Here is a 25,950-nt window from a genome sequence, read left to right as displayed (position 1 = left end):
TCGTCGCCGGGGGCCAGCATGCCGCACCCGGACGATCGATCAAGGCTCCCGCGAGGGTAACGTGCACGATCGGAGCAGGCGCCGGACCGCGGTCGGCCGCCTCCGCCGTGGGACAGCTCGATACAGCCGTGGAGCAGCGAAAGGGACGATGTGACCGACATCGAACGCGTCGGAGTGGTGGGCTGCGGCCAGATGGGAGCGGGCATCGCCGAGGTGTGCGCCCGTGCCGGACTGGACGTCAAGGTGGCCGAGACCACCGGCGAGGCCCTGGAGATCGGCCGCACCCGGCTGCTCAACTCGGTGGCCAAGGCGGCCGAGCGCGGCAAGATCTCCGAGGAGGAGAAGGACGCCACGCTCGCGCGGCTGAGCTTCACCACCGACCTCGGCGAGTTCGCCGACCGCGACCTGGTGATCGAGGCGGTCGTCGAGAACGAGCAGGTCAAGACCGAGATCTTCCAGGTGCTCGACCAGGTGGTGTCCCGCCCGGACGCGATCCTCGCCTCGAACACGTCCTCCATCCCGCTGGTGCGCCTCGCGGTCTCCACGTCGCGTCCCGACCAGGTCATCGGCATCCACTTCTTCAACCCGGCCCCGGTGCAGCAGCTCGTCGAGCTGATCCCGGCGCTGACCACCTCCGAGGGCACGCTCAGCCGGGCGCAGCTGTTCGCCGAGAAGACGCTCGGCAAGCACGCGATCCGCGCGCAGGACCGCTCGGGCTTCGTGGTGAACGCCCTGCTGATCCCGTACCTGCTCTCCGCGATCCGGATGTTCGAGTCGGGCATGGCCAGCCGCGAGGACATCGACAACGGCATGGAGCTGGGCTGCGCCCACCCGATGGGCCCGCTGAAGCTGGCCGACCTGATCGGCCTGGACACGGTCTCCTCGGTCGCCTACTCGATGTACGAGGAGTACAAGGAACCCCTGTACGCCGCTCCCCCGCTGCTCCAGCGCATGGTGGACGCCGGCCGCCTGGGCCGCAAGAGCGCCTCGGGCTTCTACACGTACGGCTGACGCACCGCCCCGCTCCGGGGAACGGGACGCCTTTCACACGGGTCCGGCACCGCGAAGGTGCCGGGCCCGCGGCGTTCGCACGGAGTGTGCGCGACGGGTCCGCATATGCCTTTCGCACACTCTCCCTCCTTGCCGCGCAGGCGAGTTGACTTCTGATGCGTAATCGAGGAGAGCGCAGGAGAAGGACGAACCGGCCATGACCGCGGAAAGGAGCGGACCCGATGAGCGCCGATCCCGAGCAGCCCGTGGTCCCGATGGAGGTGGCGGAGCTGCGGCGCCGCCTGGACGTGGCGCAGGCGCGGGTCGAGGGCGGGCTCGATCTCCTCGGCCACCGTGCCGAGGAGACCGCCAAGGATCTCGACGACCTGAGTGTCCGGGTCGTCGCCCTGGAGCACACGCGCTGGCCGCTGCCCGCCGTGGCGGCCCTCACCTCGCTGGGCGCGCTGGTGGTGACCCTGTGGCAGGGCCTCGGCCACTGACCGGCCGGCCGTGCGGGGCCCGTGGTCAGGGCAGGACGGTGACGGTGCCGCTGTCCTGCCCGAGCCGCAGGTGGTGGAGCAGGAGGAGGGCGGCGGCCATGTTCGCGGCCGGCACCTCGCCCCGCGCCACCATGTCCGGGACGAGCTTGAGCGGGACCCACTCACGGCGGTCCGACTCGAAGTCGTCCACGGGGTGACCGACGTAGTCGGCGGCCTCCGACCAGTAGATGTGGTGCCGGGCGTCGGTGAGGCCGTTGCACGGCTCCACGCTCATCAGGTGCTGGAGCGGGCCGGGGCGCCAGCCGGTCTCCTCCTCCAGTTCGCGGGCCGCGGCCAGTTCGACGTCCTCCCCGTCCTCCACGACGCCCGCGGCCAGTTCCCAGCCCCAGCTGTCGGTGATGAACCGGTGCCGCCACAGCAGCAGCACCTCGTTCGCGGCGTTCACCACCGTGGCCACGGCGACGGGCCGCAACCGGAACAGGAAGTGGTCCAGGTGCCTGCCGTCCGGGAGTTCGACGTCCGCCAGATTGACGCTGAACCAGCGATTTGAGTACACAGTCTGTTCGTTGTGTTTCGTCCATTGCACGGTTCTGCCACCTTCCGTCGAGTTGGTGGCAATATCGCAGCCCCGGCGACGCGACAGGAGGGGGCACTCCCGGTCGCGCGGGGCGCGCCGAAGGGGGCGCGGGCATCGCGGTGCCCGTACCCCCGGAAGATGTCGCGGCGGCGCCCCTACAGCGGGACGCGCAGGGCCACGTCGATGAGTTCGGCCGCCTCGGCCGTGCCGGCGCAGCCGCTGCGCACCAGCTGCTCGCGGACCTCGCGGAGCCTGTCGCGCAGCCGCTGCGACTCCATTCCGCGCGCCTCCTCCGTCATGCGCACCGCGGTGGCCACCGCCTTGTCCGCGTTGCCCTGGCGCAGGGCGATCGTGCTGAGCATCGCCAGCCGGTGCACCCGGCCCCGGTCGTGCGCGGGCGTGTCCACCGCGGCCCGCGCGTGCTCGGCGGCGGCGGACAGCTCACCGAGGCTCAACAGGGCTTCCGCGACCTGGACGTTGACCAGTCCGGGCTGGACGTAGCCGGTCTCGTCGGGCTCGTGCCCGCGCCGGATGTGCTCCGCCGAGGACTCCGCCCGGCGGATGCAGGACAGCGCGCTCGTGCCGTCCCCGAGGTGCGCGTACGCCTTGGCCTGCATCGCGTACAGGTCGGAGGCGAGGGCCGGGGTGATCTGCCGGCCGGCGGCGCGCAGCGCCGCCTCGGCGAAGGCGACCGCCTGCCGGTTCTCGCGCATGAACAGCGACTGGTTGACCAGCAGCGCGATGACGTACGCGCCGAGTCCGCGGTCCCCGCTCGCCTTAGCGAGCCGCAGCGCCTGGTGGAAGTAGCGCTGGGCGAGGCCCTGCGCGTCGGAGTCGTACGCGCAGATGCCGGCGACGGCCAGCAACCCGCCCGTGGTGCGGTGCAGTTGGCGTCCGGTGGCGTCGGTGTAGCTGCCGCGCAGCAGGGGCGCCGCCTCGGCGTTGAGGAAGCCGACGATGCGGTTGCGCGTCGCGACGCCGCCGGCCTTGCGGTACATCTGCTCGTAGTGGGAGCGGGCGGCGCGCAGCATCTGGATGTCGGCGGCGGTGACCGGGTGCCGGCCGCCGCGCGAGACGTCGACGTCCTCGGGCGGGTTCTCCCACTCCCACACCGGCATCACGGCGGGCGTACCGGTGACGGCCGGGGCGCCGAGGACGTGGGGGCGCTGCAACTCGTCGGAGCGCCACAGGGCGGTGGCCCGCTCGACGAAGCCGGACAGCGAGGTGGAGTGCGGGGCCGCCGGTTCGCCCGGCATGCCGAACCCGATGTCGTCGAGCGTCACGGGCCGCCGCAGGCGGGCGGCGAGCACCTCGCAGATCAGGTCGGGCACCTGGCCGCGCGGCCGCTGGCCCTTCAACCACCGTGCCACGGCGGTGTGTTCGTAGCGCAGCGCGAGACCGCGCGCCCGGCCCGCCTGGTTGACGTGGGCCGCCAGCCCCGCGTGGGAGATCCCGGCCTCGTCCAGCATGGCGTCGAGAAGGGTGTTGGGCTGCACGGTTTGCCCCCCGGTGACTCGGTGGGGACAGCGTAGTGCGCACGCCTTCGCACGGGGTGTGAACGGAGTACGCGCATCCGGGGCCCGCGTGCGCTGTCGCCGGGCGGGCGGGGCCGGTTGACTGGGGCACCTCGCAGGAGCCCGGCCGGGCCGTCGGCTCCCCCCTCGTCAGTGCGACGGCCCGACTCCGCACCGTCCGCCCGGCCGTCTGCCGGACGTTCCGCGGCGGGGCGGACGGTTCAGGGTCTTCCCGCGGGAGCGGGCGCATCGCCGGCACGCGGCACACGCGTGCAGCCCCGGTGCCACGTACGGCGATGCGCCCGAGAGCCGCGCCGGGCAAGGGAGTTGCCCCCGAGGCTCCCTACCTGGCGCTCCCGGGCAGCCCCCGGGAGGTCCGCCACCGGGGCGCCTCGTCGTCGGGGACGTCCGGTGAGGCGAAGTGGAACGGCACCCCGAGACGGTCGGCGAGGGCCTGTCCGGCCGCCGCCGCGACAGCCGCCGGGCCGCCGACGGCGTTCCTCCGGAGGACAGTCGCGAGGTTTCCCTCACCCTCCGGGTCGTCCAGGACCGCGATCAGCGTCACGAACCAGTCGTGCACGGTGTCGCCGTCCCACACCGCCTCGACCGCGGCCACCCGGCCCGGGAACGACGCGGCGGTCGCCACCAGCGTGGCGACGTCGAGAGGATCGGGCGGGGTGCGCCGCACCCGGTCGCCGAGCGCGCGGCAGCGGGCCTCGACCACCTCCTGCGCCTCCGGCAGGCGCAGCCCCCGCGGGCGCAGGGCGTCCAGCACGACCTTGACCGCCGGCAGCCGCCTGTCGCGCCGCGCAGCACGTTCGCGTCCACCGCGCGGCGGCTGTCCTCGTCGAGCTGCCCCCACCAGTCGCCCACTACGTCCTCCGCGTCCGATTCCCCTGTGCAACAGGCGAGTTGAACCTCCGAGGGGCGCACCCGGAAAGTCCCGGGCACGCCCCTCGGTGCGGGCCGGCCCCTGTCGGGCCGGCCCGCCGTGCTCACGCTCCGCGCAGTACCGCTCCGGTGCGCTCCGCCGCCAGGGCGACGGCCGCGTCGCGGGCCGCGGAGGCCTCGTCGACGGTGAGCGTGCGGTCGGCGGCACGGAAGCGCAGCGCGTAGGCCAGCGACTTCCGTCCGGCGCCGAGCTGTTCGCTCTCGTAGACGTCGAACAGCCTCACCGCTTCGAGGAGTTCACCGGCGCCCTCGCGCAGCGCCGCCTCGACGTCCGCGTGCGGGACTCCGCTGTCGACGACCAGCGCGACGTCCTGCGTGGCGACCGGGAAGGTCGAGATGCGCGGGCCCTTCACGACGCCCGTGCCCGCCGCCTCGACCAGGTCCAGGTCCAGCTCCGCGGCGCAGGTGCGCGCGGGCAGGCCCAGGGCCTTGAGGACACGCGGGTGCAGTTCGCCGGCGTACCCGACGATCCGCTCGGTGCCCTCGACGGTGACCGCGAGTTCGGCGCAGCGGCCGGGGTGCCACGGGCCGTACTGGCCCGCGCGCACGGTGAGTTCGGCGCCGGCCTCGTGCGCGATCAGGCGGGCCGCCTCGACGGCGTCGGCCCAGCCGGCCGGGCGGCCCTTGCCCCACCAGCCGGCCTGCTCGCGGGCGCCCGTGAGGACGACCGCGGCGTGGCGGGGCTGCTCGGGCAGGGTGGCCGTCAGGGCGGCGATCTCCTCGTCCGTGGGACGGCGGTCGACGGGCAGCCGCCCGGCGACGCGCAGTTCCTCGCGGGCGTGGAAGACGAGGCCGGTCTCGAACAGCGCCAGGTCGTGCGAGCCGCGTCCGTCGTTGCGGCGCAGCGCGCCGAGCAGGCCCGGCAGCAGCGTCGTACGGAGGGCGGGCTCCTCGTCGGAGAGCGGGTTGACGAGGCGCACGAGGCGGCGGTTCGGGTCGTCGGCGGCCAGGCCGAAGGTGTCGAGGACCTGCTCGCCGATGAACGGGTAGTTCGGCGCCTCGACGTACCCGGCGCCCGCGAGGACCCGGCCGACCCGGCGGTGCAGGCGCTGCCGGTCGGTCAGGCCGCGGCCCGCGGGGGGCTTGGGCAGCGTGGAGGGCAGGTTCTCGTAGCCCTCCAGGCGGATGACCTCTTCGGCGAGGTCGTTCGGGTCGGTGAGGTCGGGCCGCCAGGACGGGACCGTGACGGTCAGGTCGTCCTGTCCGTAGACGTCGCAGCCGACCTGCTGGAGGCGGCGTACGACGGTCTCGCGGCCGTAGGCGACACCGGCGACGCGGTCGGGGTGGTCGGCGGGGATCAGGATGGTGCGCGGCGCGTGCGGGGCCGCGACCTCGGTGACGCCCGCCTCGGCGGTGCCGCCCGCCAGCAGGACCAGCAGGTCGACGACGCGCTGCGCGGCGGCGGCCGCGGCCTGCGGGTCGACGCCCCGCTCGAAGCGGCGGGAGGCCTCGGAGGCCAGCTTGTGACGGCGGGCCGTGCGGCCCACGGACAGCGCGTCGAAGTGCGCGGCCTCGATGACCACCTCGGTGGTCACCTCGCCGTCGTTCTCGTCGGCGATCTCCGTGTTGGCGCCGCCCATGACACCGGCGAGACCGATCGGCCCGCGGTCGTCGGTGATGACGAGGTCACCGGCGTCGAGGGTGCGCTCCACGCCGTCGAGGGTGACGAGCTTCTCGCCGGCCTCGGCGCGGCGCACGCCGATCGCGCCCCGGACGCGGGTGCGGTCGTAGGCGTGCAGGGGCTGGCCCAGTTCGAGCATCACGTAGTTGGTGATGTCCACGGCGAGGGAGACCGGACGCATGCCGGCCTTCTGGAGCCGGCGGCGCAGCCAGATCGGGGTGCGGGCCTCGGGGCGCAGACCGGTCACCGTACGGGCGGTGAAGCGGTCGCAGCCGCGCGGGTCGGCGACCTCGACGGCCTGGCCGAAGGCGTTCGGCGCGGGCACGTCGATGAGGGCCGGGTCGCTCAGCGGCAGGCCGTAGGCGATCGCGGTCTCGCGGGCGACGCCGCGCAGCGACAGGCAGTAGCCGCGGTCGGGCGTGACCGCGATGTCGAGGACCTCGTCGACGAGCTGGAGCAGCTCGATCGCGTCGGTGCCGGTCTCGTGCTCGGGCGGCAGGACGATGATGCCCTTGGTGCCGTCGTCGCCCATGCCCAGCTCGTCGCTGGAGCAGATCATGCCGTGGGAGACCTTGCCGTACGTCTTGCGCGCGGCGATCGCGAAGCCGCCGGGCAGGACGGCGCCGGGCAGCACCACGACGACCTTGTCGCCGACCGCGAAGTTACGGGCGCCGCAGACGATCTCCTGCGGCTCACCGGTGCCGTTGGCCCGGCCGACGTCGACGGTGCAGAAGCGGATGGGCTTCTTGAAGCCCTCCAGCTCCTCGATGGTCAGCACCTGGCCGACGACGAGCGGCCCCTTGAGGTCGGCGCCGAGCTGTTCGACGGTCTCGACCTCCAGGCCGACCGAGATCAGCCTGGCCTGGACGTCGCGTCCGGTCTGGGTGGCGGGGAGATCGACGTACTCCCGCAGCCACGAAAGCGGGACCCGCATCAGATCTCCATCCCGAACGGCCGGGTGAACCGGACGTCGCCCTCGACCATGTCTCGCATGTCCTCGACGTTGTGGCGGAACATCAGCATCCGCTCGATGCCGAAGCCGAACGCGAAGCCGCTGTACTTCTCCGGGTCCACGCCGCAGGCGGTGAGCACCCGCGGGTTGACCATGCCGCAGCCGCCGAGCTCGATCCAGCCCTCGCTGGAGCAGGTGCGGCAGGGCCGGTCCGGGTTGCCGACGGACTCGCCCTTGCAGACGTAGCAGAGCATGTCCATCTCGGCGGACGGCTCGGTGAAGGGGAAGTAGTTGGGGCGCAGCCGGGTCTTCATGTCCGCGCCGAACAGCGAGCGGACCATGTGGTCGAGGGTGCCCTTGAGGTCGGCCATGGTGAGGCCCTCGTCGACGGCGAGCAGCTCGATCTGGTGGAAGACGGGGGTGTGCGTGGCGTCCAGCTCGTCGGTGCGGTAGACGCGACCCGGGCACACGATGTAGACGGGCGGCTCGCGGTCCAGCAGGGCGCGGGCCTGCACCGGGGAGGTGTGGGTGCGCAGCACGACACCGGACTCGTCGCCGTCGGTGCCCTCGGGGCCCCGGACGAAGAAGGTGTCCTGCATCTGCCGGGCCGGGTGGTCCGGGGTGAAGTTGAGGGCGTCGAAGTTGAACCACTCCGCCTCGACCTCGGGGCCCTCGGCGACCTCGTACCCCATGGACACGAAGACGTCGGCGACCCGCTCCATGAACGTGGTCAGGGGGTGCCGGGCGCCGGCGGGCACGCGGTCGTAGGGCAGCGTGACGTCGACGGCCTCCTCGACGAGCACGCGTGCGTCGCGCTCCGCCTCCAGTTCCGTCTGCCGGGCGGCGAGCGCCTTGTTCACGGCGCCGCGGGCCTGCCCGACCCGCTTGCCCGCCTCGGCCTTGGCCTGCGGGGGCAGCGCGCCGATCTCGCGGTTGGCGAGGGACAGCGGCGAGGCCGGGCCGGTGTGGGCGACCTTCGTCTCGTGGAGGGCGTCGAGGGAGTCCGCGGCGGCGAAGGCGGCGAGCGCCTCGTCGCGCATGCGCTCGATCTCTTCCGGTTTCAACGCCTCGACCTCGACTGGGTCGTACGACTTGTTCGGTGCCGACATCTCTTCCCGTGCTTCCGGTTGGCTGGCTGGCGGTCCCGTCACCGACTCGTGGGCGACTCGTCCGTTTCGTGGACGAACCGTCTCCGCCCTCGGGACGCAAAGGTGCCAAAGGCCGAGTCTAACGGGGCTGGGGGTCGCGGACGCGCCCGTGGGTCCTCGGCGGCCTCAGAGCAGGTGGGCCGGGGTCCCCACGGGCAGGGTAAATCGGAACTGGGCGCCTCCGCCGGGGGCCCGGCCGACCGTGATGGTGCCGCCGTGCGCCTCGACGATGCCCTTGACGATGTAGAGCCCGAGGCCGGTGCCGCCGCGCTTGCTGCCCCGCCAGAAGCGGGTGAAGACGCGGTTCATGGACTCCTCCGGGATGCCGGTGCCCTCGTCGCTCACGGTGATCGACGTGCCGGCGTCCTCCTGTTCGCGGGGGGACGCGGCGGGCTTGACGTCAATGGTGACGGTTCCCTCGCCGTGCCGCACCGCGTTTTCCAGCAGGTTGCCGAGCACCTGGTCGATCTTGTCGGGGTCGGCCCACAGGTCGGGCAGCGGCTGTTCGATGCGCAGCAGGAACCGGTCGGCGGGGCGGCCGGCCGCGACGTGCGCCTGGATGTGCCGGGAGACGGCGGCGCCGAGGTCGACGGGCTGGCGGCGGACCTCCAGGCGGCCGGAGTCGATGCGGGAGATGTCGAGCAGTTCGGCGATCAGCCGCGTGACCCGGTCGGCGTCGGCGTCGACGGTCTCCAGCATCAGCCGCTTCTGGTCGTCGGTGAAGCGTTCCCACTTGGCGAGCAGCGTCGCGGTGAAGCCCTTGACGGAGGTCAGCGGGGAACGCAGTTCGTGCGCGACGGTCGCGATGAGTTCGGCGTGGCTGCGCTCGGTGCGGCGCCGGGCCTCCGTGTCGCGCAGGCACACCACGACCCGGCGGACGGGGCCCCGCGGTTCGGTGCGCACGTAGCGCGCGGTGACGAGGATCTCGCGGCCCCGGGGCAGGAGCAGGTTGCGCTCGGGCTGGCCGTTGCGGATGGCGAGGCCGCCGTAGGGGTCGGTGAGCTGCCACCAGCGGCGGCCCTCCAGGTCCTCCAGCGGCAGCGCCAGTTCCAGCGGCCGGCCGAGGGCGTCCTCGGCGCGGGTGGCGGTGATGCGTTCGGCCGCGGAGTTGAAGCAGATCACGCGGGCGTGCTCGTCGGCGACGACGAGACCGTCGGGCAGGACGTCCGGGTCGACGTCGAGCCCGGCCAGGCCGAAGGGGGTGGTGCCGGCGGCGGTGCTCGCTCCCGGTGCCCTGCTGGTGCGGACCGACATGTCCCCGTATCCCCACCTCTCGGACGGCGCAGTGGGTCCCGAGTGCGTCACCCTACTAGTGACGGACGGCTGACGACCAGTCACCGGGGAGGCACGGGGTGCGGGGGTGCCGGGCGGGGCCGGGCGTCAGGCGCGGCAGCCGCCGGGGGCGCGCTGCGCGCGGGCCGAGGCGTAGAGGCAGACGGCCGCGGCGGTCGCCAGGTTGAGGCTCTCGGCGCGGCCGTGCAGGGGGACGCGGACGACGGCGTCGGCGAGGGCGCGGGTCTCCTCGGGCAGGCCCCAGGCCTCGTTCCCGAAGACCCAGGCGGTGGGGGTGCCCATGGTGCCGTGGTCGAGTTCGGCGTCGAGGTCGTGCTCGCCGGCCCCGTCGGCGGCGAGGACCCGCACCCCGGCGCCCCTGAGTCCGGCGACGGCCTGCTCCACGGGGACGCCGACGGCGACGGGCAGGTGGAAGAGCGAGCCGACGGAGGCCCGCACGGCCTTGGGGTTGTAGAGGTCGACGGAGGCGTCGGTGAGGACGACGGCGTCGGCGCCGGCGGCGTCGGCGCACCGCAGCACGGTGCCGGCGTTGCCGGGGTCGCGGACGTTGGCCAGTACGGCGACGAGCCGCGGGCGGGCGGCGAGGACCTCGTCGAAGGGGGTGTCGACGAAGCGGCACACGCCGACCAGGCCCTGCGGCGTGACGGTGGTGGAGATGTCGGCGACCACGTCCTCACCGGCGAGGTGCACCCGGGCGCCGGCGTCGCGGGCCTCGCCGACGATGTCGGCGTACCGGTCGGCGGCGTCGGGGGTGGTGAACAGCTCGACGAGGGTGTCGGGGTGCGCGGCGGCCTCCCGCACGGCCTGCGGCCCCTCGGCCAGGAACAGCCGCTCCTTGCTCCGGAAGTTGCGCCGGGCGAGCCGTCGTGCGGCGGTCACGCGGGGCGACTTGGGGGAGATCGTCTCGGGGGCGGCGGCCATGAACTCACCTTCGGGGCGGGAGGGGCGGGCGGTGCTGGTCGCGGACGGCGCCGGGTCCGTCCGTGTCCGGGCGCGGACACAGACGGACCCGCAAGTCGCCCGGCGACTTGCGGGTCCGCGGTCACGTCCGGCTCGGCGGCGTGGCTCAGGCAGCGGCCTTCGGCGCGTTCACGTCCGAGGGCAGGGCCTTCTGGGCGACCTCGACCAGCGCGGCGAACGCGTTGGCGTCGTTGACGGCCAGCTCGGCGAGGATCTTGCGGTCCACCTCGATGTTGGCGGCCTTCAGACCCTGGATGAGGCGGTTGTACGTCATGCCGTTCTGGCGGGCAGCGGCGTTGATGCGCTGGATCCACAGCTGACGGAAGTCGCCCTTGCGCTTCTTGCGGTCGTTGTAGTTGTAGACCAGGGAGTGGGTGACCTGCTCCTTGGCCTTGCGGTACAGGCGCGACCGCTGACCGCGGTAGCCGGAGGCCGCCTCGAGGATCGCCCGGCGCTTCTTGTGGGCGTTGACTGCCCGCTTGACGCGTGCCACTTGTTAACTCCTTGTAGCGGGGCCGTGGTTGGACTCACACGGCCCGAAATCGATTGGGTCCCGGTCCTGACGCTCGGCGCGAGGGCGCCGCCGCGTCACTTGCCGAGAAGCTTCTTGATCTTCTTGGCGTCGCCCGGGGCCATCTCGGCGTTGCCGGTGAGGCGCCGCGTCAGACGGGACGACTTGTGCTCGAGCAGGTGGCGCTTGCCGGCGCGCTCGCGGAGCACCTTGCCGGAGCCGGTGATCTTGAAGCGCTTGCTGGCACCGCTGTGCGACTTGTTCTTCGGCATAGCGCCGTATCTCCTCGTCGGTGGCGTTCCGGTGCCCGGCCGTCGGACCGGGCACGGTGGAACGTCATGGGTTGTGGATGGGGTGTCCTGGGACTGGCTTGCCCCGGGCCCCCGCTGGCTCCCGCCCCGGTCTCCCCGGGGCGTTCGCCCTGGGTCAGGCGTCGGCGCGAGCCTCGGAGGGAGCCTCGGCGATCTCGTCCTCGGAGGTCTCGTCGTCGACGATCTCGTCCTCGGGGATCTCACCGTCGGCCGCGTTCTGCGAGCGGCCGGGGTTGGCCTTCGCCTCGGCCTTGCGGGCCGCCTGGGCCTCGCGCGCCTCGGCCATGGCCTCGGTCTTCTTCTTGTGCGGACCGAGAACCATGATCATGTTCCGGCCGTCCTGCTTCGGGTTCGACTCGACGAAACCGAGGTCCGCGACGTCCTCCGCGAGACGCTGCAGCAGTCGGTAGCCGAGCTCCGGCCGGGACTGCTCGCGACCACGGAACATGATCGTGATCTTGACCTTGTCGCCCTGCTTGAGGAACCGGACGACGTGACCCTTCTTGGTGTCATAGTCGTGCGGGTCGATCTTCGGCCGGAGCTTCATCTCCTTGATGACCGTGTGCGCCTGGTTCTTGCGCGCCTCACGGGCCTTCATGGCCGACTCGTACTTGAACTTCCCGTAGTCCATGAGCTTGCAGACGGGCGGGCGGGCGTTCGCCGCCACCTCGACCAGGTCGAGGTCGTACTCCTGAGCAAGCTCAAGGGCCTTGGCAAGCGGAACAATCCCGACCTGCTCGCCGCTAGGACCGACAAGTCGCACTTCGGGAACGCGAATCCGGTCGTTGATGCGGGGCTCGGCGCTGATGGATCCTCCTCGGTAGCACCACACGGCGGTCTGGCGGACAGCCGCGTTACGTCTCTATAACGTGTGAGACCTAACCGCCCAGGAGAACAAAAAATGCCCCGAACGATCACAGGCGGGGCTCCTCGTAATACCGGAGCACCGCCGCGGTGACCGCGGGGCGCACATTCGGGCCGGTCTCGCCTCGGAGGACGGGACCGCCTGACCGGTGACCTGCCGCCCGCGAGGGCGATCAGGTGGGAGTTCGGAGCCTCCACTTGTGGGCCGGGCCCGCGTGTCGTGGGACATGCGTGTCCGACCGGTCGATACACCAGGCTAGCAGCTCCCCGGGGGTGGCGCGAACCCGCCGGAGCCCGGGAACCCGGCGGGCGGCGGTGGGCGACCGGGCGGCGGGCGGGGCCCGGGGGCGCTGCGCCTATCGTGTGCAGCATGAGTGACACCACCCCCGCGGACTCCCCCGACTTCGACGCCATGACCCGCGACATCGCCGAGGTGCCGGCGGTCGAGGTGATCGTGACGGTCGCGGTCAACCTCATGAGCGCCGCCGCCGTCAAGCTCGGGCTGACCGAGGAGGGCGACAAGTACAAGGACCTCGACGAGGCCCGCAAGCTGATCCACTCCCTCGGCGGTCTGCTCGACGCGAGCGCGACGGAGATCAGCTCGTTCCACGCGGCCCCGCTGCGGGACGGCCTGAAGTCGCTGCAGCTCGCCTTCCGCGAGGCGTCGCTGGTCCCGGACGAGCCGGGCCAGGGGCCGGGCGAGAAGTACACGGGCCCCGTCTACGGCTGACACCGCTCCGCGGCCGGCGCACCGGCCGGCACCGGCCCCCCTCCGCTACGCGTCGGCTCCCCGTACGTACAGCGCCTCGCCCGGCGGTGTCGTGCCGGGCGGCAGCAGCGCCAGGTCGAGGCCGCGCACCAGGCGGGCCCGCAGGGTCTCGTCGGCGGCGAGCCGTCCGGCCACCGCCCGCGCGGTCTCGGCGGGGGCGGCGGACTCCGCCAGCACCAGCGCGAGGGTCCCGTCGGCCTCCCCCGGCCCGAGGTGGGCGCGCAGCACCGCCGGTTCGGCGGCCACGGCGGTACGGACCGCCGCGCGCACCGCGGGGTCGGCCAGCGGGTCGGCGCTCGTGCGGCCCTCGGCGAGGGCGCGCAGCGCGGCGCCGGTCAGCTCGTAGGGCACCGGTCCGGCCAGGTCGAGGACGATCGTGTCGGCCCGCTCGTGCACCGCGGCCTGCAACGCCTGCTGCAGCGGCACGGCGACCGGCCGGGCCGCGGGGTCCCAGCGGGCCAGCGAGGCGGTCGACGTGAAGGCCGGCAGCGCGACCCGGCCGCCCGCCTTCAGCGTCGGCACCGCCATGTCGCTGGTCTTCTCGCGGCGCAGCCCGTTCTCGTCCTCCTCGACCTCGCCGAGGACGGCGACGACGGGCACCAGCAGCCGGGCCTCGCGCAGGGCGGCCAGCACGGCCGGGACGGCGGTGCGGTCCGCGGCCCACGCCGCGAGGGCCGCGTCGAGCCGGGGATCGGCGGAACCGTCGTCGTCGGAGAAGCCCGGGTCGGGAATGTTCTTGTTCGCCACGGTCCCCGACCCTATCGGCGGGATACTGCTGCGGTTGTGCGCCCCCGGAAACGCTTGGGTGACGTTCTTAACAAATTTCTCACGTGCTCCTGACAAAGAACTAACTTTCGTCTAACGGCCCACACAGTCGGCTGACGGAGCATCGCCACCATGGAGTCCCACCGAGCCCATCGATCCGGCCGGGCACAGCCCCGGCGCCGCTCACTGGCCTACACGGCCGTCGCCACCGTCGTCGTGGTGGGCGGCACGGTCGCGGGCACCGCGTACGTGAAGGCGCAGGACCACCACCCGCGCACCGCGGCCGTATCGTCGGCCACGACGTCGAACGGTTCGGCGAGCGAGGAGGCCTCCGTGGAACCGGTGGCACAGCCGTCCGTCGACCACGACGCGGAACTCTCCAAGGCCCTGGGTTCGGTGAGCGTGCCGAGCGGGGCCTCCCTGTCGGTCTCGGTCCTCGACCTCGACGCGGGCGCGAGCGCGACCTACGGCACGGGCACCTTCGACACGGCGAGCATCGTCAAGGTCGACATCCTGGCGACGCTGCTGCTCCAGGCGCAGGACGACGGCCGGGCGCTGACCGCCCAGGAGAAGACGTACGCGACCGACATGATCGAGAACAGCGACAACGACTCGGCGTCGGCGCTGTGGCGGATCATCGGCAAGGCCGACGGGCTGGCGGCCGCCAACAAGCGCTTCGGGCTGACCTCCACGCAGGGCGGCGACGGCATGCTGTGGGGCCTGACCCAGACCACGGCGGCGGACCAACTGACCCTGCTCCAGCAGGTGTTCGGGGACGACTCGAAGCTGACGGACGCCTCGCGGTCGTATCTCCAGGGCCTGATGAAGTCGATATCCGCCGGCCAGCAGTGGGGTGTCTCCTCCGCCGCCGACGGTTCGGCCTGGGCGCTCAAGAACGGCTGGCTCCAGCGCAGCACCACGGAGCTGTGGGACATCAACAGCATCGGGCGCGTGACGGCCGGCGGTCACGACTACCTGGTGGTCACGCTGTCCAACGGCAACGAGACGCAGCTCGACGGCGAGACCCTGGTCGAGGCCGCCGCCAAGGCGGCGGTCTCGGCGTTCACCGGCGGCTCCGCGTCCGCCTCGGCCTCCGCGTCGGCGGACCCCTCCGGCACCTGAGCCGGTTGCCCGCTCCCCGGTCCGCGCCGTAGCCCGGCGGTCAGAACGCGGACGGCGGGGCCGCCCGCCCGGCCCGACGGCCGCGCCACAGCACGAACGCGACGACGAGCAGTACCCCGCCCACGCTGCCCGCGAGCGGTCCGGCCCAGCCCGTCGAGTCGTCGGCCGGCTTCGGGACGTCGGGCCCCGAGCCGAAGTAACTCCCGCCGTACGCGGCCGACTTGAGCCCCTCGGGGGCGATCTTCCCGGCGGCCTCGATCGCCGCCGCCGGGTCCACGAAGCCGAACCCGCGCGAGTCGTCGTGGCCGCCGACGGGCGCGTTGCGGGCGGTGTCCTCCAGGATCGTCTTGATCTGCGCCGGGGTCAGCCCCGGATGCGCGGACTCCACGAGCGCGACCGCGCCCGAGACGAAGGCGGCGGCCGCGCTCGTGCCCCAGCCCTCGTAGTACTTGTGGTCCGGGTCCGCGATGACGACGTCGTCCCCGGGTGCGCTGACCGTGGCGTACCAGCGCCGTGTGGAGAACGACGCCCGGGTGCCGTAGCGGTCGACGGCGGTCGCGACGATGACGCCGGGGTAGGCCGCCGGGTAGGAGATGTGGTCGCCCTCCTCGCCGTCGTTGCCCGCCGAGGCGACGACGACCACGCCCTTCTTCAGCGCGTACTGGACGGCCTCGTCCTCGGCGGGTTCCGGGTGCGCGGAGGACGAGTCGTCGCCGAGCGACAGGTTGATGACGTCCGCGCCGTGGTCGGCGGCCCAACGGATGCCGTCCGCAAGGGCGTTGCCCCGGTTCTTGCGGGCCCTGGAGCGGGCCGGGTCGCTGTCCTCAAGGATCACCCGCACCGGCAGGACACGAGCCTGGGGCGCGATGCCGACGACGCCGTCCGCGTCGCCGGGACCGTGTCCGTGACCGGCGATGATGCCGGCCATGGCGGTGCCGTGCCGGGCCCACGACCGGTCGCCGCGCGAGGCCCCGAACCCGACCATGTCCTTGCCCGGCAGGACGTTGCCCGCCAGATCGGGGTGGTCGTCCTCGACACCCGTGTCCAGCACGGCCACCGTGACGCCCCTGCCCTGGGTCGTGCGCCAGGCCTCCTGCGTGTGCATGGCGTCCAGTGCCCACTGCTGGGCGCGGATGCCGTCCGCGTACGCGCCGGTCGGCGGCACGAGCGCGACGCCCCCGGCGAGCAGGGCGGCGAGCAGCGCGAGGCGGGCACGGCTCCTGCGCATCCTCACGAGGTCTTCTCCCGGTCCGTGGCGATCCGGGCGCGCAGCGCGCGTCCGACGCGGTCGGCCAGCCCCTGCGCCTCGAAGCCGAGGCCGGCCTGGGCGACGGCGGTGGTGGCCCCGGCGCGCACCGCGTCGGCGGCGGGCTGGGGCGGATCGACGGTGCGGCCGTCGGCCCAGCCGGACACCGCGTACAGGACCACGGGGGCGTCGGTGAGGACGGACACCGTCCACGAGGCCCGCTGCGCGGTGCCGAATCCGGCCGCCGCGGTGCCGCGAGCGGCGAAGGGACGGGGCATCAGGTCGGCACGCCGGTCCAGGCCGCCGTCCGTGAACCGGGTGCGCAGCGCGGTCATGCCCTTCGCGTCGGCCTCGGTGAACAGCAGCCCGACGGTGGTGACATAGCTCTGGGTGGCGTCCGTGTAGGTGGCGCGCAGCAGCCGTCGGCAGCCGACGGGGGCGAGCGCCTTGCGCAGCAGCGGGTCGAAGGCGCCCGCGCAGCCGCTGTCGGGGGCGACGGCGACGCGGGTCCAGGTGCGGTCGGCCCCGCCGGGTCCGGCGCCGCGCCCCGCCACGGTGGGCGGGAACAGCCGGTCGACGGGGACGCTGTGCCAGAGCTCGGCCGCGGCGGCGTAGGTGTCGCCGGCGTCCTGCCCGTCCGGCCCCCCGGCGAGCAGGCTCCCGGTCGCGGCGCCGCCGATGAGGCCGAGCCCGAGCACGAGGCAGGCGACGGCCGCGGCGGTACGGGTGCGCAGCCGCTCGCCGAGCCCCCGGGAGGGCTGCCCGGCGGCGGGCGGTGCGGGGGGCGGCCCCACGGGCGGTGCGGCGGGACGGCTTCCGTGGACGTGTCCGTCGTCGTACCCGGGGACGCGGCGCAGCCGGGTGGTGGTCTCGGCCGGCGTCTCGTACGGGGCCGGGGCGGGCGGGCGCGCCGGCGGGGCGGGCACGCGGCGCAGCCGGGTCGTCGTCTCGGCGGGGCTCTCCGCGCGGGACGCGGGACCCGGCCGGGCGGCCGGGGCGGTGGCGTCGCCGCCGGGGGCCGGCCTGGCGTCGGGGAAGCGGGCGGAGGCGGGCGGCGGGGGCGGGGTCATGTGGTCGGCGCCCTCGGGCGTGAGGGAGCGGAAACCACCGGTGCGGTGCGCGGCCGGGGCGCCGCCGGGGGCAGGACCGCCGCGGGCGCGGCCGTCGGCGTCCCGGGCCTCGCCCCGGGAGAACGGGTACCGCTCCGAAGTGCCGTGCCCTGCGGGGGTGTTGGCGGCAGGCGTGGTGGGGGCGGAGGCGGCGGGTGCGGCGGCGTTCGTGCCGTCCCGCTCGTCGCCGTCGCGGCGCGCGTCCACGGCGTCCCCGGCCCCGGTCCGCCCGGGGGGCCGGCGGGGCGGCACGGGAGGCGGCGCCGCCGGACGCGGGGGGACGGGGGTGCGCCGCGCGTCCGTGCTCATGCACCCCCCGTTTCCTGGTACGGGCCCCGGCCCACGCGTGGTGGGGGCCGCCGTGTCGTGGCAGGCGCCCGGCGCGGAGTCGTCCGCACCCGGCACGCATACCCGCGCGGACGTGCCGTCATCCCGTGCCCCGGTGCGGGAAACGGGCGCGGGAGACCGCCGTGCGTTCGCGTCACTTTACGGGTTGCCCCCCGCGGGACGGGCATCAGTGCGCGACGCCGGGGGATCTGCCCGGAACGTCCCCCTACCCTGCGGTAATCCCGTCTGGCAGGCTGCGTACATGACTGCGCGCGCCACCGACAGGGCCCGTTACGACCGGGCCACCGCCCACCTCGACGCCCCTGTCGCCATCGTGGACCTCGAAGCCTTCGACGCCAACGCGGACGACATCGTCCGCCGCGCCGGGGGCAAGCCGGTCCGGGTCGCCAGCAAGTCCGTGCGCTGCCGCGCCCTGCTCGAACGGGTCCTGGCACGCGACGGCTTCGCCGGCATCATGTCGTTCACCCTGGCCGAGTCCCTGTGGCTGGCCCGTTCGGGCTTCGACGACATCCTGCTGGCCTACCCGTCGGCGGACCGCACGGGCTTCGCGGAACTGGCGTCCGACCCCAAGCTCGCCGCCGCCGTGACCGTGATGGTCGACGACCCGGCGCAGCTCGACCTGATCGACGCCGCCCGCGACGGCGGGCGCGAAGTCGTGCGGGTGTGCCTGGAGTTGGACACGTCGCTGCGCATGCTGGGCGGCCGGGTGCGGGTCGGCGCGCTGCGCTCCCCGCTGCACTCCCCCGCCCGACTTGCGGACGTGGCACGGGCGGTGACCCGCCGGCCGGGCTTCGAGCTGGTCGGGATCATGGCGTACGAGGGCCACATCGCGGGTGTCGGCGACTCGATCGCCGGCCGGCCGCTGCGCTCACGCGCGGTCCGCCTGATGCAGGCGAAGGCGCGCCGCGAACTCGCGGAACGCCGCGCGGAGGCGGTACGGGCGGTGCGGGCGGTCGCCCCCGGCCTGGAGTTCGTCAACGGCGGCGGTACGGGCAGCGTGCAGTTCACGGCGGCGGAGGACGCGGTCACCGAGATCGCGGCCGGCTCGGGCCTCTACGTACCGCGCCTGTTCGACAACTACACGTCGTTCACGGGCCGTCCGGCGGCCCTGTTCGCGCAGCCCGTGGTCCGCCGCCCCGGCGTCGGCGTCGTGACGGTCCTGGGCGGCGGCTACCCGGCCTCGGGCGCCCCCGGCCCCGACCGCCTCCCGGTGCCGTACCTCCCGGAGGGCCTGCGCTACGACGGCCAGGAGGGTCCGGGCGAGGTGCAGACCCCGCTGCTCGGCCCCCCGGCCGACGACCTGCTGATCGGCGACAAGGTCTGGTTCCGCCACGCGAAGGCGGGCGAACTGTGCGAACGCTTCGACGAACTCCACCTGGTGGAGGGCGAGTCGGTGACGTCGACGGTACCGACCTACCGGGGCGAGGGACAGACCTTCCTCTGACGGCGCCCGCGCCGGGCCGCGAAGGGTGCCCGGCGCACGACGGCCCGGGGCGTGTCGCACATGTTCGGCCTGCCGGGCGACGTCTGCCCTTGCCCTCCTGCCGTACGAACGTGTTCCAGGAACACGCTTCAGCTTCGGAAGCGGCGGAAAATGCCGTGCCCTGAGCGGTGCTCTTCCACCCGCCGTCCCTCTCGGCGGACGGTGACCCGGTCCCCGACGGCATCCAGGCCGTGGATCTTCCCCGCCCCGACGAGAATCAGTTCGGTGCCGAGCTTGCAGGCGTGCCGCAGTGGAGTCACGTCGACGGGCATCTGGTACCTCTGGCACGTGAGACGCAGGGTCAGTTCGGTCAACGAGGGAAAGGCACCCGTGAGATCCGGCAGTCCCCCGGGAGTGAGGACCGCGTCCATGTGGAGCGTCGTGACCTGAGGAAGCGCGGTGGCGGGGATGCCCACCGTGTAGGCCGAGGAGACGCGCAGCGTCCTGAGGCGCGCAGCCCCGGCGAGGAAGCCCAGATCCGCCCCGTGCGGCAACCGGTGCAGGTCGAGTTCCTCGGCTCCGGCCTCGGCGAGCGGGGACAGGTCCGCCAGGGCGTCGCAGGACTTGACGGTGAGCCGGCGCAGGTCGTCGAGTCGCGCAAGGGAGGGCAGGGTGACCGACACCGCACTCGACGGCGTGATCGACAGAGCGTGCACGTTCAACGACGCCACCGTGGCGACGACGTCGTCGGTCAGCAACTGCCCCTTGAGGGAGAGCTGGGGGATCCTTCGCAGTGTGCCCAGGCAGGCAGCCTGTTCGGGGCTCGCGACGCTGAGCGTCAGGTCATCCATGGGCAACCCCGAGAAGATCACCTGCGCGAACGATCTCGCGTCGAAGTAGGGCCAGGAATCCGCGATCTCCTGTCGTACCTCGCGTTCGGGAACCTGCCTGAAGCGGGCGAGTTGCTCCAGAGCGGCCTCACCACCGATCCGTGCGATCGTCATCACCGTCGCACGGGCCTGGCGTGGGGAGAGCTGCTCCGGGCCGGGGAGGAGACTGAGGACAATGTCCCCCGCCATGGCCAGGTGTTCCGCGTCACCGGCGGTCTCGGGGGGAATGAGCTCCGTCGCCCGGAACGTGACTGCCGCGCGGATGGCCGGGTCCAAGGTCGTGGCGTGTTCAAGGGCCACCGCCGCGAGGAGGTGGTAGCGGCGACGCAGCTTCGGGTTGCTCGTCCGGTCACCCAACTCAACCAATTTCTGCAGGAGTTGCCCTCGTTCACGATCACGGGCATGCCCCACCGCGAGCCCGATCACGTCTTCCCACTGGTCGTCCCTCCCCGACTCCGCCAGCAGGTCCAGGTCCTCGTCCTCGACGGCCGCCTTCGCACCGAGATAGTCCTGGAAGGTGCGGTGGATGAAGTCCACTGTGCCGACCGACGGCTCCCTCAGCAGGCCGCTGCGCAGCAGCAGGTACTGAAAGACATCTTCCGCCCGCTCGGGCTGCGCCATCTGCGGCATGCTCGGAAGCTTCTCGCGGATGATGCGGACCGCCGTGGCCTGTGCGGCCTCGGACCTTCCGTTACGGATCAGCCAGTACGCGATCCGCTGAAGAAGCTGTACCTGCGCTTCTTCCGTGGGAGCGAGTCCCTCGGGCACGGAAATCGCCCGCTCCTTGTCCCGCCGTACCAGCAGCATGTTGAGTGCTGCGGCGTACAACTCCATGCGGCGCTCGGGAAGATGAGTGAGGCGATCACGGTGCAGTGCGCAAATGAGCGCGCACATCAGTGGATTGGTCGCCAGTCGGTACAGGTCCTGCTTCTGCCGCAACGTGCCACGAAGAGTGTCCCGGAAGCCCTCCAGTGCCCGCTTCTCCTCGGGTTCGACCGTCGTCGTGGACACGGCGTCGTGCCACCGGTGCACGAACCGGTCGACGTCGCTGCGGTTCATGGGAAGAAGATTGAACTCGGTGAAGTCGACATCGGTCAGCCAGTGCGCGCCCACTGCCGACGGTCGGGAGGTGACCAGGAAGAAGGTTCGCGGATAAAGGTCCACCAGATCGAGCAACCACCGCCGCACAACTGGGCGTTCGCTCTCGGACACCTCGTCGACCCCGTCGATGAGCACCATGCCGCGGCCGCTGCTGAGCACGCGGTCGGCCCACCTTTCGGGCTGAAGCCCGTGCAGCGCGTTGCCTACGGCTCCCAGGAACCTCTCGGGAGCCGGAGGCGCTGCCTCCACGGCGCGCAGGGGCAGCATGAAGGGCACGCGCCCGCGCAGGGCGGCCAGTTCTTCGGGAAGCGAGTTCTGCGCGGCGGAGACCGCCAGCCACTGAAGCAGCGTGGTCTTGCCCGAACCGGCCGCACCGCGCAGCATGGCGCGGCTGCAGTCGGAAAGCGCGTCCTCGACCCGGTACCGGTTGGCCGACGCGGGGATTCCGCGCCGCTGCGCGGTCAGTTCGAGACTGAGGTACGCGGTGTCCAGCGGCCACCGTGCCTGATCGGGACTGCTCAGGTCGAGGCCGAAGATGTTGACCTTTCCGTACTTGTGCTCCAGATGAGCCAGGTACCTCCTCTCGAACTCCTCGTCGGCGCTCCCCGGCCGTGGAATGCGCTCCACCACCGCGTCCAGAAGGCGAAGTGTCTCGTCGAGCATGCGGGTCTGGGCCACCTGCGCGTGCGCGACAAAGGTCGACCGTTGGGTGAAGAAATGCAGGATGTGCAGGCAGCTGAGGTCGAGCAGACTGTCGTGCAGGTACGTCGCGTCGGCAGAGAGGTCGCGAGTGGCACCGGGATGCGCCGCGGCCAATCGGCGTGCGAGTTCCCGGTGGCCCAGCCGCACCGCCTGCACGTCGTCCATGTCCAGCTCGCCCAGGGCGCCGAGGGTCGATGCGAGGGCGACCGACAGGGGCTCCAACTCGGCCGAGGAAAGCGGTGGTTCGTACGGGTTCGCCTTGACCGCGGTCTGGACGAGTTCCCGCGCGATCTTCCACAGGTCCAGTTGGCTCAGCCGACGCTTCTCACCGTGCAGCCCCACCAGCCGGGAGACCCGCACCGGCTCCTCGACGAGTCCCGCTCCACGCCCCTCCTTGACGAAGAGACGAGCGATGATGGGCCGCGCCACCGAGGACGCGATTCTTGCGGTGGTGCCGACACTGACCGGATCCATGAGTCCCCCGGGCATCCACACCGCAGGGCCGACCCCCGCGTCGTCGAGCGTCCCTCCAGAATAGGGATCCGAGCCGTGCCGCACACCGGGTTCCCCGACCCGGTGTGGCTTCGTCGGCGCGCCCCGCAGCCGGCTCCGGCCCGGTCGTGCGGGCACCCCGCTGCCCCGGTGACGCCCGGACGGGACGGACAGCGCCGGGAACCGAGGCGTGCCCGGCGCTCCGCCCGCCTACAGCGGTGTCACGTACGCCCCCGAGATCCCCCCGTCCACCAGGAAGTCCGCCGCGTTCACGAAGGACGAGTCGTCGCTCGCCAGGAACGCGACCGCCGCCGCGATCTCCTCCGCCTCCGCGAAGCGGCCCGCCGGGATGTGCACCAGGCGGCGGGCGGCGCGCTCGGGGTCCTTCGCGAACAGCTCGCGCAGCAAAGGGGTGTTGACCGGTCCCGGGCACAGTGCGTTGACGCGGATGCCCTCGCGGGCGAACTGGACGCCCAGTTCGCGGGACATGGCGAGCACCCCGCCCTTGGACGCCGTGTACGAGATCTGCGAGGTCGCCGCGCCCATCCGGGCGACGAAGGACGCCGTGTTGATGATCGAGCCCCGGCCCTGGCGCCGCATGTACGGCAGGGCGGCCTTGCAACACAGGTACACGGAGGTGAGGTTGACCTCCTGGACGCGCTTCCACGCCTCCAGCCCCGTCTCCAGGATGGAGTCGTCGTCGGGGGGCGAGATGCCCGCGTTGTTGAAGGCGACGTCGACGCTGCCGTACGTGTCGTACGCGGCCTTGAACAGCGCCTCGACCTGTTCGGGGCTGGTGACGTCGGTCTTCACGAACAGTCCGCCGGTCTCCTCGGCCGCGGCCTGTCCGCGGGCCTCGTCGATGTCGGCGCAGACGACACGGGCGCCCTCGGAGGCGAGGCGGCGCGCGGCGGCCAGGCCGATGCCGCTGCCGGCTCCGGTGACGACGGCGGTACGGCCGACGAGGCGGCGGCAGATGGTTTCCTCGGTCACTGTGCGGGTTCCTCCGTGCTGATGAAGACGTTCTTGGTCTCGGTGAAGGCGGCGAGCGCGTCCGGGCCGAGCTCGCGCCCGAGTCCCGACTGCTTGAAGCCGCCGAAGGGGGTCCAGTAGCGCACGCTGGAATGGGAGTTGACGGAGAGGTTGCCGGCCCGGACGGCCCGCGAGACGCGCACCGCGCGGCCGACGTCGCGGGTCCAGATCGAGGCCGCGAGGCCGTAGTCGGTGGCGTTGGCGAGCCGTACCGCGTCCGCCTCGTCGTCGAAGGGCAGCACGACGGCGACGGGTCCGAAGACCTCCTCGACGGCGACGCGGGCGGCGGGGTCGACGCCCGTGAGGACGGTCGGCGGGAACCAGAACCCGGGCCCCTCGGGTGCCTTGCCGCGGATGCCGGGCGCGGCCGGGTCGACGTACGAGCGGACGCGGTCCAGCTGGACCCTGGAGATCAGCGGCCCCATCAGGGTGCTCTCGTCGGCGGGGTCGCCGACGCGGACGGACTCGATCGCGGGGGCGAGGAGTTCCAGGAAGCGGTCGTGCACGGAGCGCTGGACCAGGATGCGGGTGCGGGCGCAGCAGTCCTGGCCGGAGTTGTCGAGGAAGGACATGGGAGCGGCGAGCGCGGCGGCGTCGAGGTCGGCGTCGGCGAAGACGATGTTGGGGCTCTTGCCGCCCAGTTCGAGGGTGACGCGCTTGAGGCGGTCCGAGCTCCTGGCGAGTACCTGCTTGCCGACGGCCGAGGACCCGGTGAACACGACCTTGGCGACGCCGGGGTGCTCGACGAGCGCGTTGCCCGTCACGGGGCCCTCGCCGGGCAGCACCTGGAGGAGGTCCTCGGGAAGCCCCGCCTCCAGGGCCAGTTCGGCCAGGCGCAGCGCGGTGAGCGGGGTGGTCTCGGCGGGCTTGAGGAGCACGGCGTTGCCGGCCGCGAGGGCGGGTGCCGCACCCCACGCGGCGATCGGCATCGGGAAGTTCCACGGCACGATGACGCCGACGACGCCGAGCGGTTCGAGCAGGGTGACGTCGAGGCCGCCCGCGACCGGAATCTGACGTCCCGTCAGGCGTTCCACTCCCCCGGCCGCGTAGTCGAGGAGGTCGCGGACGTTGCCGGCCTCCCAGCGGGCGTTGCCGACCGTGTGACCGGCCTCCCGCACTTCCAGGCCCGCGAGTTCCTCGACGTGTTCGTCAACCACCGTCGCGAACCGGCGCAGTTGGCGTGCGCGGTCGCCCGGGGCGAGCGCGGCCCACCGCTCCTGGGCCCGCGCGGCCCGTGCGACGGCGGCGTCCACCTCGGCCGGGGAGGCGCCGGGGACGGTGGCGATCAGCTCCTCGGTGGCCGGGTCGAGCACCCGGAGTTCGTGCTGTGCGGACAACTGCGGTACCCCTCACATGCGTTCGAAGGAGCGGCGCAGCTCCCAGTCGGTGACGGCGGCGTCGAAGGCGTCCACCTCGACGCGCGCCATGTTGCGGTAGTGCGCGACGACCTCGTCACCGAAGGCGGCACGGGCGATGTCGCTCGCCTCCCACAGCTCGGCGGCCTCGCGCAGGCTGGTCGGCACGTGGTCGTAGCCGGCGGTGTAGGCGTTGCCCGCGCAGGGGTCGGGCAACTCCAACTCCTGTTCCACACCGTGCAGTCCGGCGGCCACGAGGCCGGCGACGGCCAGGTACGGGTTGACGTCGCCGCCGGGCAGCCGGTTCTCGAAGCGCAGGGAGCGGCCGTGCCCGACCACGCGCAGCGCGCAGGTGCGGTTGTCCTGGCCCCAGGCGACGGCGGTCGGGGCGAACGAGCCCGGCTGGAACCGCTTGTAGGAGTTGATGTGCGGGGCGTACAGGAGGGAGAACTCGCGCAGCGCGGCGAGCTGACCGGCGAGGAAGTGCCGCATGACGGGGGCCATTTCGGAGCCGCCGCCGTCCGCCATCACGCTGCCGCCGGCCGTGTCGGCGAGCGAGAGGTGGATGTGGCAGGAGTTGCCCTCGCGCTCGTTGTACTTGGCCATGAAGGTCAGCGACATGCCCTGCTGGGCGGCGATCTCCTTGGCCCCCGTCTTGTACAGCGCGTGCTGGTCGCAGGTGGTCAGCGCCTCGTCGTAGCGGAAGACGATCTCGTGCTGCCCGGGGTTGCACTCGCCCTTCGCGGACTCCACGGTCAGCCCGGCACCCGCCATGTCGTTGCGGATGCGGCGCAGCAGGGGTTCGACGCGGCCGGTGCCGAGGATCGAGTAGTCGATGTTGTACTGGTTGGCCGGGGTCAGCCCCGAGTAGCCCGCGTCCCAGGCCTGCTCGTAGGTGTCGCGGAAGACGATGAACTCCAGCTCGGTGCCGACCTGCGCGGTGAGGCCCAGCTCCGCGAGGCGTTCGAGCTGGCGGCGCAGGATCTGGCGGGGCGCGGCGACCACCGGGGTGCCGTCCTCCCAGGCGAGGTCGGCCAGGACCATGGCGGTGCCCTCGTGCCAGGGCAGTCTGCGCAGGGTGGCGAGGTCGGGGCGCATGGCGAAGTCGCCGTAACCGCGGTCCCAGGAGGACATCGCGTAGCCGTCGACCGTGTTCATCTCCGTGTCGACGGCGAGCAGGTAGTTGCAGCCCTCGGTGCCGTGCTCCAGCACCTCGTCGAGGAAGAAGCGGGCGGCGAAGCGCTTGCCCTGGAGGCGCCCCTGCATGTCGGGGAAGGCCAGGACGACGGTGTCGATCTCGCCGCTCTCGACGAGGGAACGCAGTTCCCCGGCCGGGAGCGGAGGCGTGCGGTCTGCCACGGGAGAGCCTCCTCGGGCTGCTGCTGAGTGCTGCTGCGTACTTCT

Annotated in this window: 22 protein-coding genes; 5 read left to right on the top strand and 17 right to left on the bottom strand. The window is 72.8% G+C overall.

The window, feature by feature from the left end:
- Nucleotides 1–150: 150 nt before the first annotated feature.
- Both ACFZA0_RS19455 and ACFZA0_RS19450 read left to right on the top strand, forming a co-directional pair.
- Nucleotides 151–1,011, top strand: a complete 861-nt coding sequence (locus tag ACFZA0_RS19455; protein ID WP_391018154.1) for a 3-hydroxybutyryl-CoA dehydrogenase — start codon at nucleotides 151–153, stop codon at nucleotides 1,009–1,011.
- Nucleotides 1,012–1,232: 221 nt separating this feature from the next.
- Nucleotides 1,233–1,490, top strand: coding sequence for a hypothetical protein (locus tag ACFZA0_RS19450; RefSeq protein ID WP_391018152.1), 258 nt, complete (start codon nucleotides 1,233–1,235; stop codon nucleotides 1,488–1,490).
- Nucleotides 1,491–1,515: 25 nt separating this feature from the next.
- On the opposite strand, the gene ACFZA0_RS19445 is transcribed toward ACFZA0_RS19450, so the two are convergent.
- The 10 genes from ACFZA0_RS19445 to infC all read right to left on the bottom strand — a co-directional run bounded on the left by ACFZA0_RS19445 (nucleotide 1,516) and on the right by infC (nucleotide 12,160).
- Nucleotides 1,516–2,076, bottom strand: coding sequence for an NUDIX domain-containing protein (locus tag ACFZA0_RS19445; protein ID WP_391018149.1), 561 nt, complete (start codon nucleotides 2,074–2,076; stop codon nucleotides 1,516–1,518).
- Between the two features lie 146 nt (nucleotides 2,077–2,222).
- Nucleotides 2,223–3,563, bottom strand: a complete 1,341-nt coding sequence (locus ACFZA0_RS19440; protein WP_391018146.1) for a transcriptional regulator — start codon at nucleotides 3,561–3,563, stop codon at nucleotides 2,223–2,225.
- A gap of 361 nt (nucleotides 3,564–3,924) precedes the next feature.
- Nucleotides 3,925–4,356 (bottom strand): hypothetical protein, encoded by a 432-nt coding sequence (locus ACFZA0_RS19435; protein ID WP_391018143.1) that lies wholly within the window; start codon nucleotides 4,354–4,356, stop codon nucleotides 3,925–3,927.
- A 220-nt stretch (nucleotides 4,357–4,576) separates the two neighbouring features.
- Nucleotides 4,577–7,087 (bottom strand): phenylalanine--tRNA ligase subunit beta, encoded by a 2,511-nt coding sequence (gene pheT, locus ACFZA0_RS19430; RefSeq protein WP_391018140.1) that lies wholly within the window; start codon nucleotides 7,085–7,087, stop codon nucleotides 4,577–4,579.
- Nucleotides 7,087–8,214, bottom strand: a complete 1,128-nt coding sequence (gene pheS, locus ACFZA0_RS19425) for a phenylalanine--tRNA ligase subunit alpha (RefSeq protein ID WP_391018137.1) — start codon at nucleotides 8,212–8,214, stop codon at nucleotides 7,087–7,089. The genes pheT and pheS overlap by 1 nt, the downstream gene beginning before the upstream one ends.
- Nucleotides 8,215–8,379: 165 nt before the next feature.
- Entirely contained in the window at nucleotides 8,380–9,507 is a 1,128-nt protein-coding gene (locus ACFZA0_RS19420) for an ATP-binding protein (protein WP_391018134.1), read from the bottom strand.
- Nucleotides 9,508–9,633: 126 nt separating this feature from the next.
- Nucleotides 9,634–10,467, bottom strand: a complete 834-nt coding sequence (locus ACFZA0_RS19415) for a TrmH family RNA methyltransferase (protein ID WP_391018131.1) — start codon at nucleotides 10,465–10,467, stop codon at nucleotides 9,634–9,636.
- Nucleotides 10,468–10,612: 145 nt separating this feature from the next.
- Nucleotides 10,613–10,999 (bottom strand): 50S ribosomal protein L20, encoded by a 387-nt coding sequence (rplT, locus tag ACFZA0_RS19410; protein ID WP_114037952.1) that lies wholly within the window; start codon nucleotides 10,997–10,999, stop codon nucleotides 10,613–10,615.
- A gap of 95 nt (nucleotides 11,000–11,094) precedes the next feature.
- A complete protein-coding gene (rpmI, locus tag ACFZA0_RS19405) occupies nucleotides 11,095–11,289 on the bottom strand; it encodes a 50S ribosomal protein L35 (RefSeq protein WP_003947156.1) in 195 nt (64 codons plus the stop codon).
- Nucleotides 11,290–11,443: 154 nt separating this feature from the next.
- A complete protein-coding gene (infC, locus tag ACFZA0_RS19400) occupies nucleotides 11,444–12,160 on the bottom strand; it encodes a translation initiation factor IF-3 (RefSeq protein WP_391018128.1) in 717 nt (238 codons plus the stop codon).
- Nucleotides 12,161–12,562: 402 nt separating this feature from the next.
- Between infC and ACFZA0_RS19395 the strand changes: the two genes are divergently transcribed.
- Nucleotides 12,563–12,922 (top strand): DUF1844 domain-containing protein, encoded by a 360-nt coding sequence (locus tag ACFZA0_RS19395; protein ID WP_391018125.1) that lies wholly within the window; start codon nucleotides 12,563–12,565, stop codon nucleotides 12,920–12,922.
- Between the two features lie 45 nt (nucleotides 12,923–12,967).
- Here the strand turns inward: ACFZA0_RS19395 and ACFZA0_RS19390 are convergent, their stop codons facing one another.
- Nucleotides 12,968–13,708: an SseB family protein gene (locus tag ACFZA0_RS19390; RefSeq protein WP_391018122.1), complete on the bottom strand. Its 741-nt coding sequence runs from the start codon at nucleotides 13,706–13,708 to the stop codon at nucleotides 12,968–12,970.
- Between the two features lie 150 nt (nucleotides 13,709–13,858).
- Here ACFZA0_RS19390 and ACFZA0_RS19385 point away from each other — a divergent pair, with 150 nt between their 5' ends.
- Complete coding sequence (locus tag ACFZA0_RS19385; protein ID WP_391018120.1) at nucleotides 13,859–14,848, top strand: serine hydrolase; 990 nt, start codon at nucleotides 13,859–13,861, stop codon at nucleotides 14,846–14,848.
- Between the two features lie 40 nt (nucleotides 14,849–14,888).
- Here ACFZA0_RS19385 and mycP read toward each other — a convergent pair whose 3' ends face one another.
- Entirely contained in the window at nucleotides 14,889–16,076 is a 1,188-nt protein-coding gene (gene mycP / locus ACFZA0_RS19380; RefSeq protein ID WP_391018117.1) for a type VII secretion-associated serine protease mycosin, read from the bottom strand.
- Nucleotides 16,077–16,078: 2 nt separating this feature from the next.
- Nucleotides 16,079–17,410, bottom strand: a complete 1,332-nt coding sequence (locus tag ACFZA0_RS19375; protein WP_391018114.1) for a hypothetical protein — start codon at nucleotides 17,408–17,410, stop codon at nucleotides 16,079–16,081.
- 382 nt (nucleotides 17,411–17,792) lie between these two features.
- Here ACFZA0_RS19375 and ACFZA0_RS19370 point away from each other — a divergent pair, with 382 nt between their 5' ends.
- Complete coding sequence (locus ACFZA0_RS19370) at nucleotides 17,793–18,995, top strand: alanine racemase (RefSeq protein WP_391018111.1); 1,203 nt, start codon at nucleotides 17,793–17,795, stop codon at nucleotides 18,993–18,995.
- 128 nt (nucleotides 18,996–19,123) lie between these two features.
- Here ACFZA0_RS19370 and ACFZA0_RS19365 read toward each other — a convergent pair whose 3' ends face one another.
- From ACFZA0_RS19365 to ACFZA0_RS19350, 4 genes are all read right to left on the bottom strand, one after another.
- Nucleotides 19,124–22,141 carry an NACHT domain-containing protein gene (locus ACFZA0_RS19365; RefSeq protein ID WP_391018108.1) on the bottom strand — a complete coding sequence of 1,006 codons (3,018 nt, stop codon included), beginning with the start codon at nucleotides 22,139–22,141 and terminating at the stop codon, nucleotides 19,124–19,126.
- 228 nt (nucleotides 22,142–22,369) lie between these two features.
- Entirely contained in the window at nucleotides 22,370–23,152 is a 783-nt protein-coding gene (locus tag ACFZA0_RS19360) for a 3-oxoacyl-ACP reductase (protein WP_391018105.1), read from the bottom strand.
- Nucleotides 23,149–24,528, bottom strand: coding sequence for an aldehyde dehydrogenase family protein (locus tag ACFZA0_RS19355; RefSeq protein WP_391018102.1), 1,380 nt, complete (start codon nucleotides 24,526–24,528; stop codon nucleotides 23,149–23,151). Before ACFZA0_RS19355 ends, ACFZA0_RS19360 begins: the two co-directional genes overlap by 4 nt.
- A gap of 12 nt (nucleotides 24,529–24,540) precedes the next feature.
- Nucleotides 24,541–25,905 carry a glutamine synthetase family protein gene (locus ACFZA0_RS19350; protein WP_391018099.1) on the bottom strand — a complete coding sequence of 455 codons (1,365 nt, stop codon included), beginning with the start codon at nucleotides 25,903–25,905 and terminating at the stop codon, nucleotides 24,541–24,543.
- Between the last annotated feature and the right edge of the window lie 45 nt (nucleotides 25,906–25,950).

The sequence above is a fragment of the Streptomyces sp. NPDC008150 genome, from assembly GCF_042956945.1.
Classification (GTDB): domain Bacteria; phylum Actinomycetota; class Actinomycetes; order Streptomycetales; family Streptomycetaceae; genus Streptomyces.
This window is presented reverse-complemented; position numbering and strand designations above follow the sequence as displayed.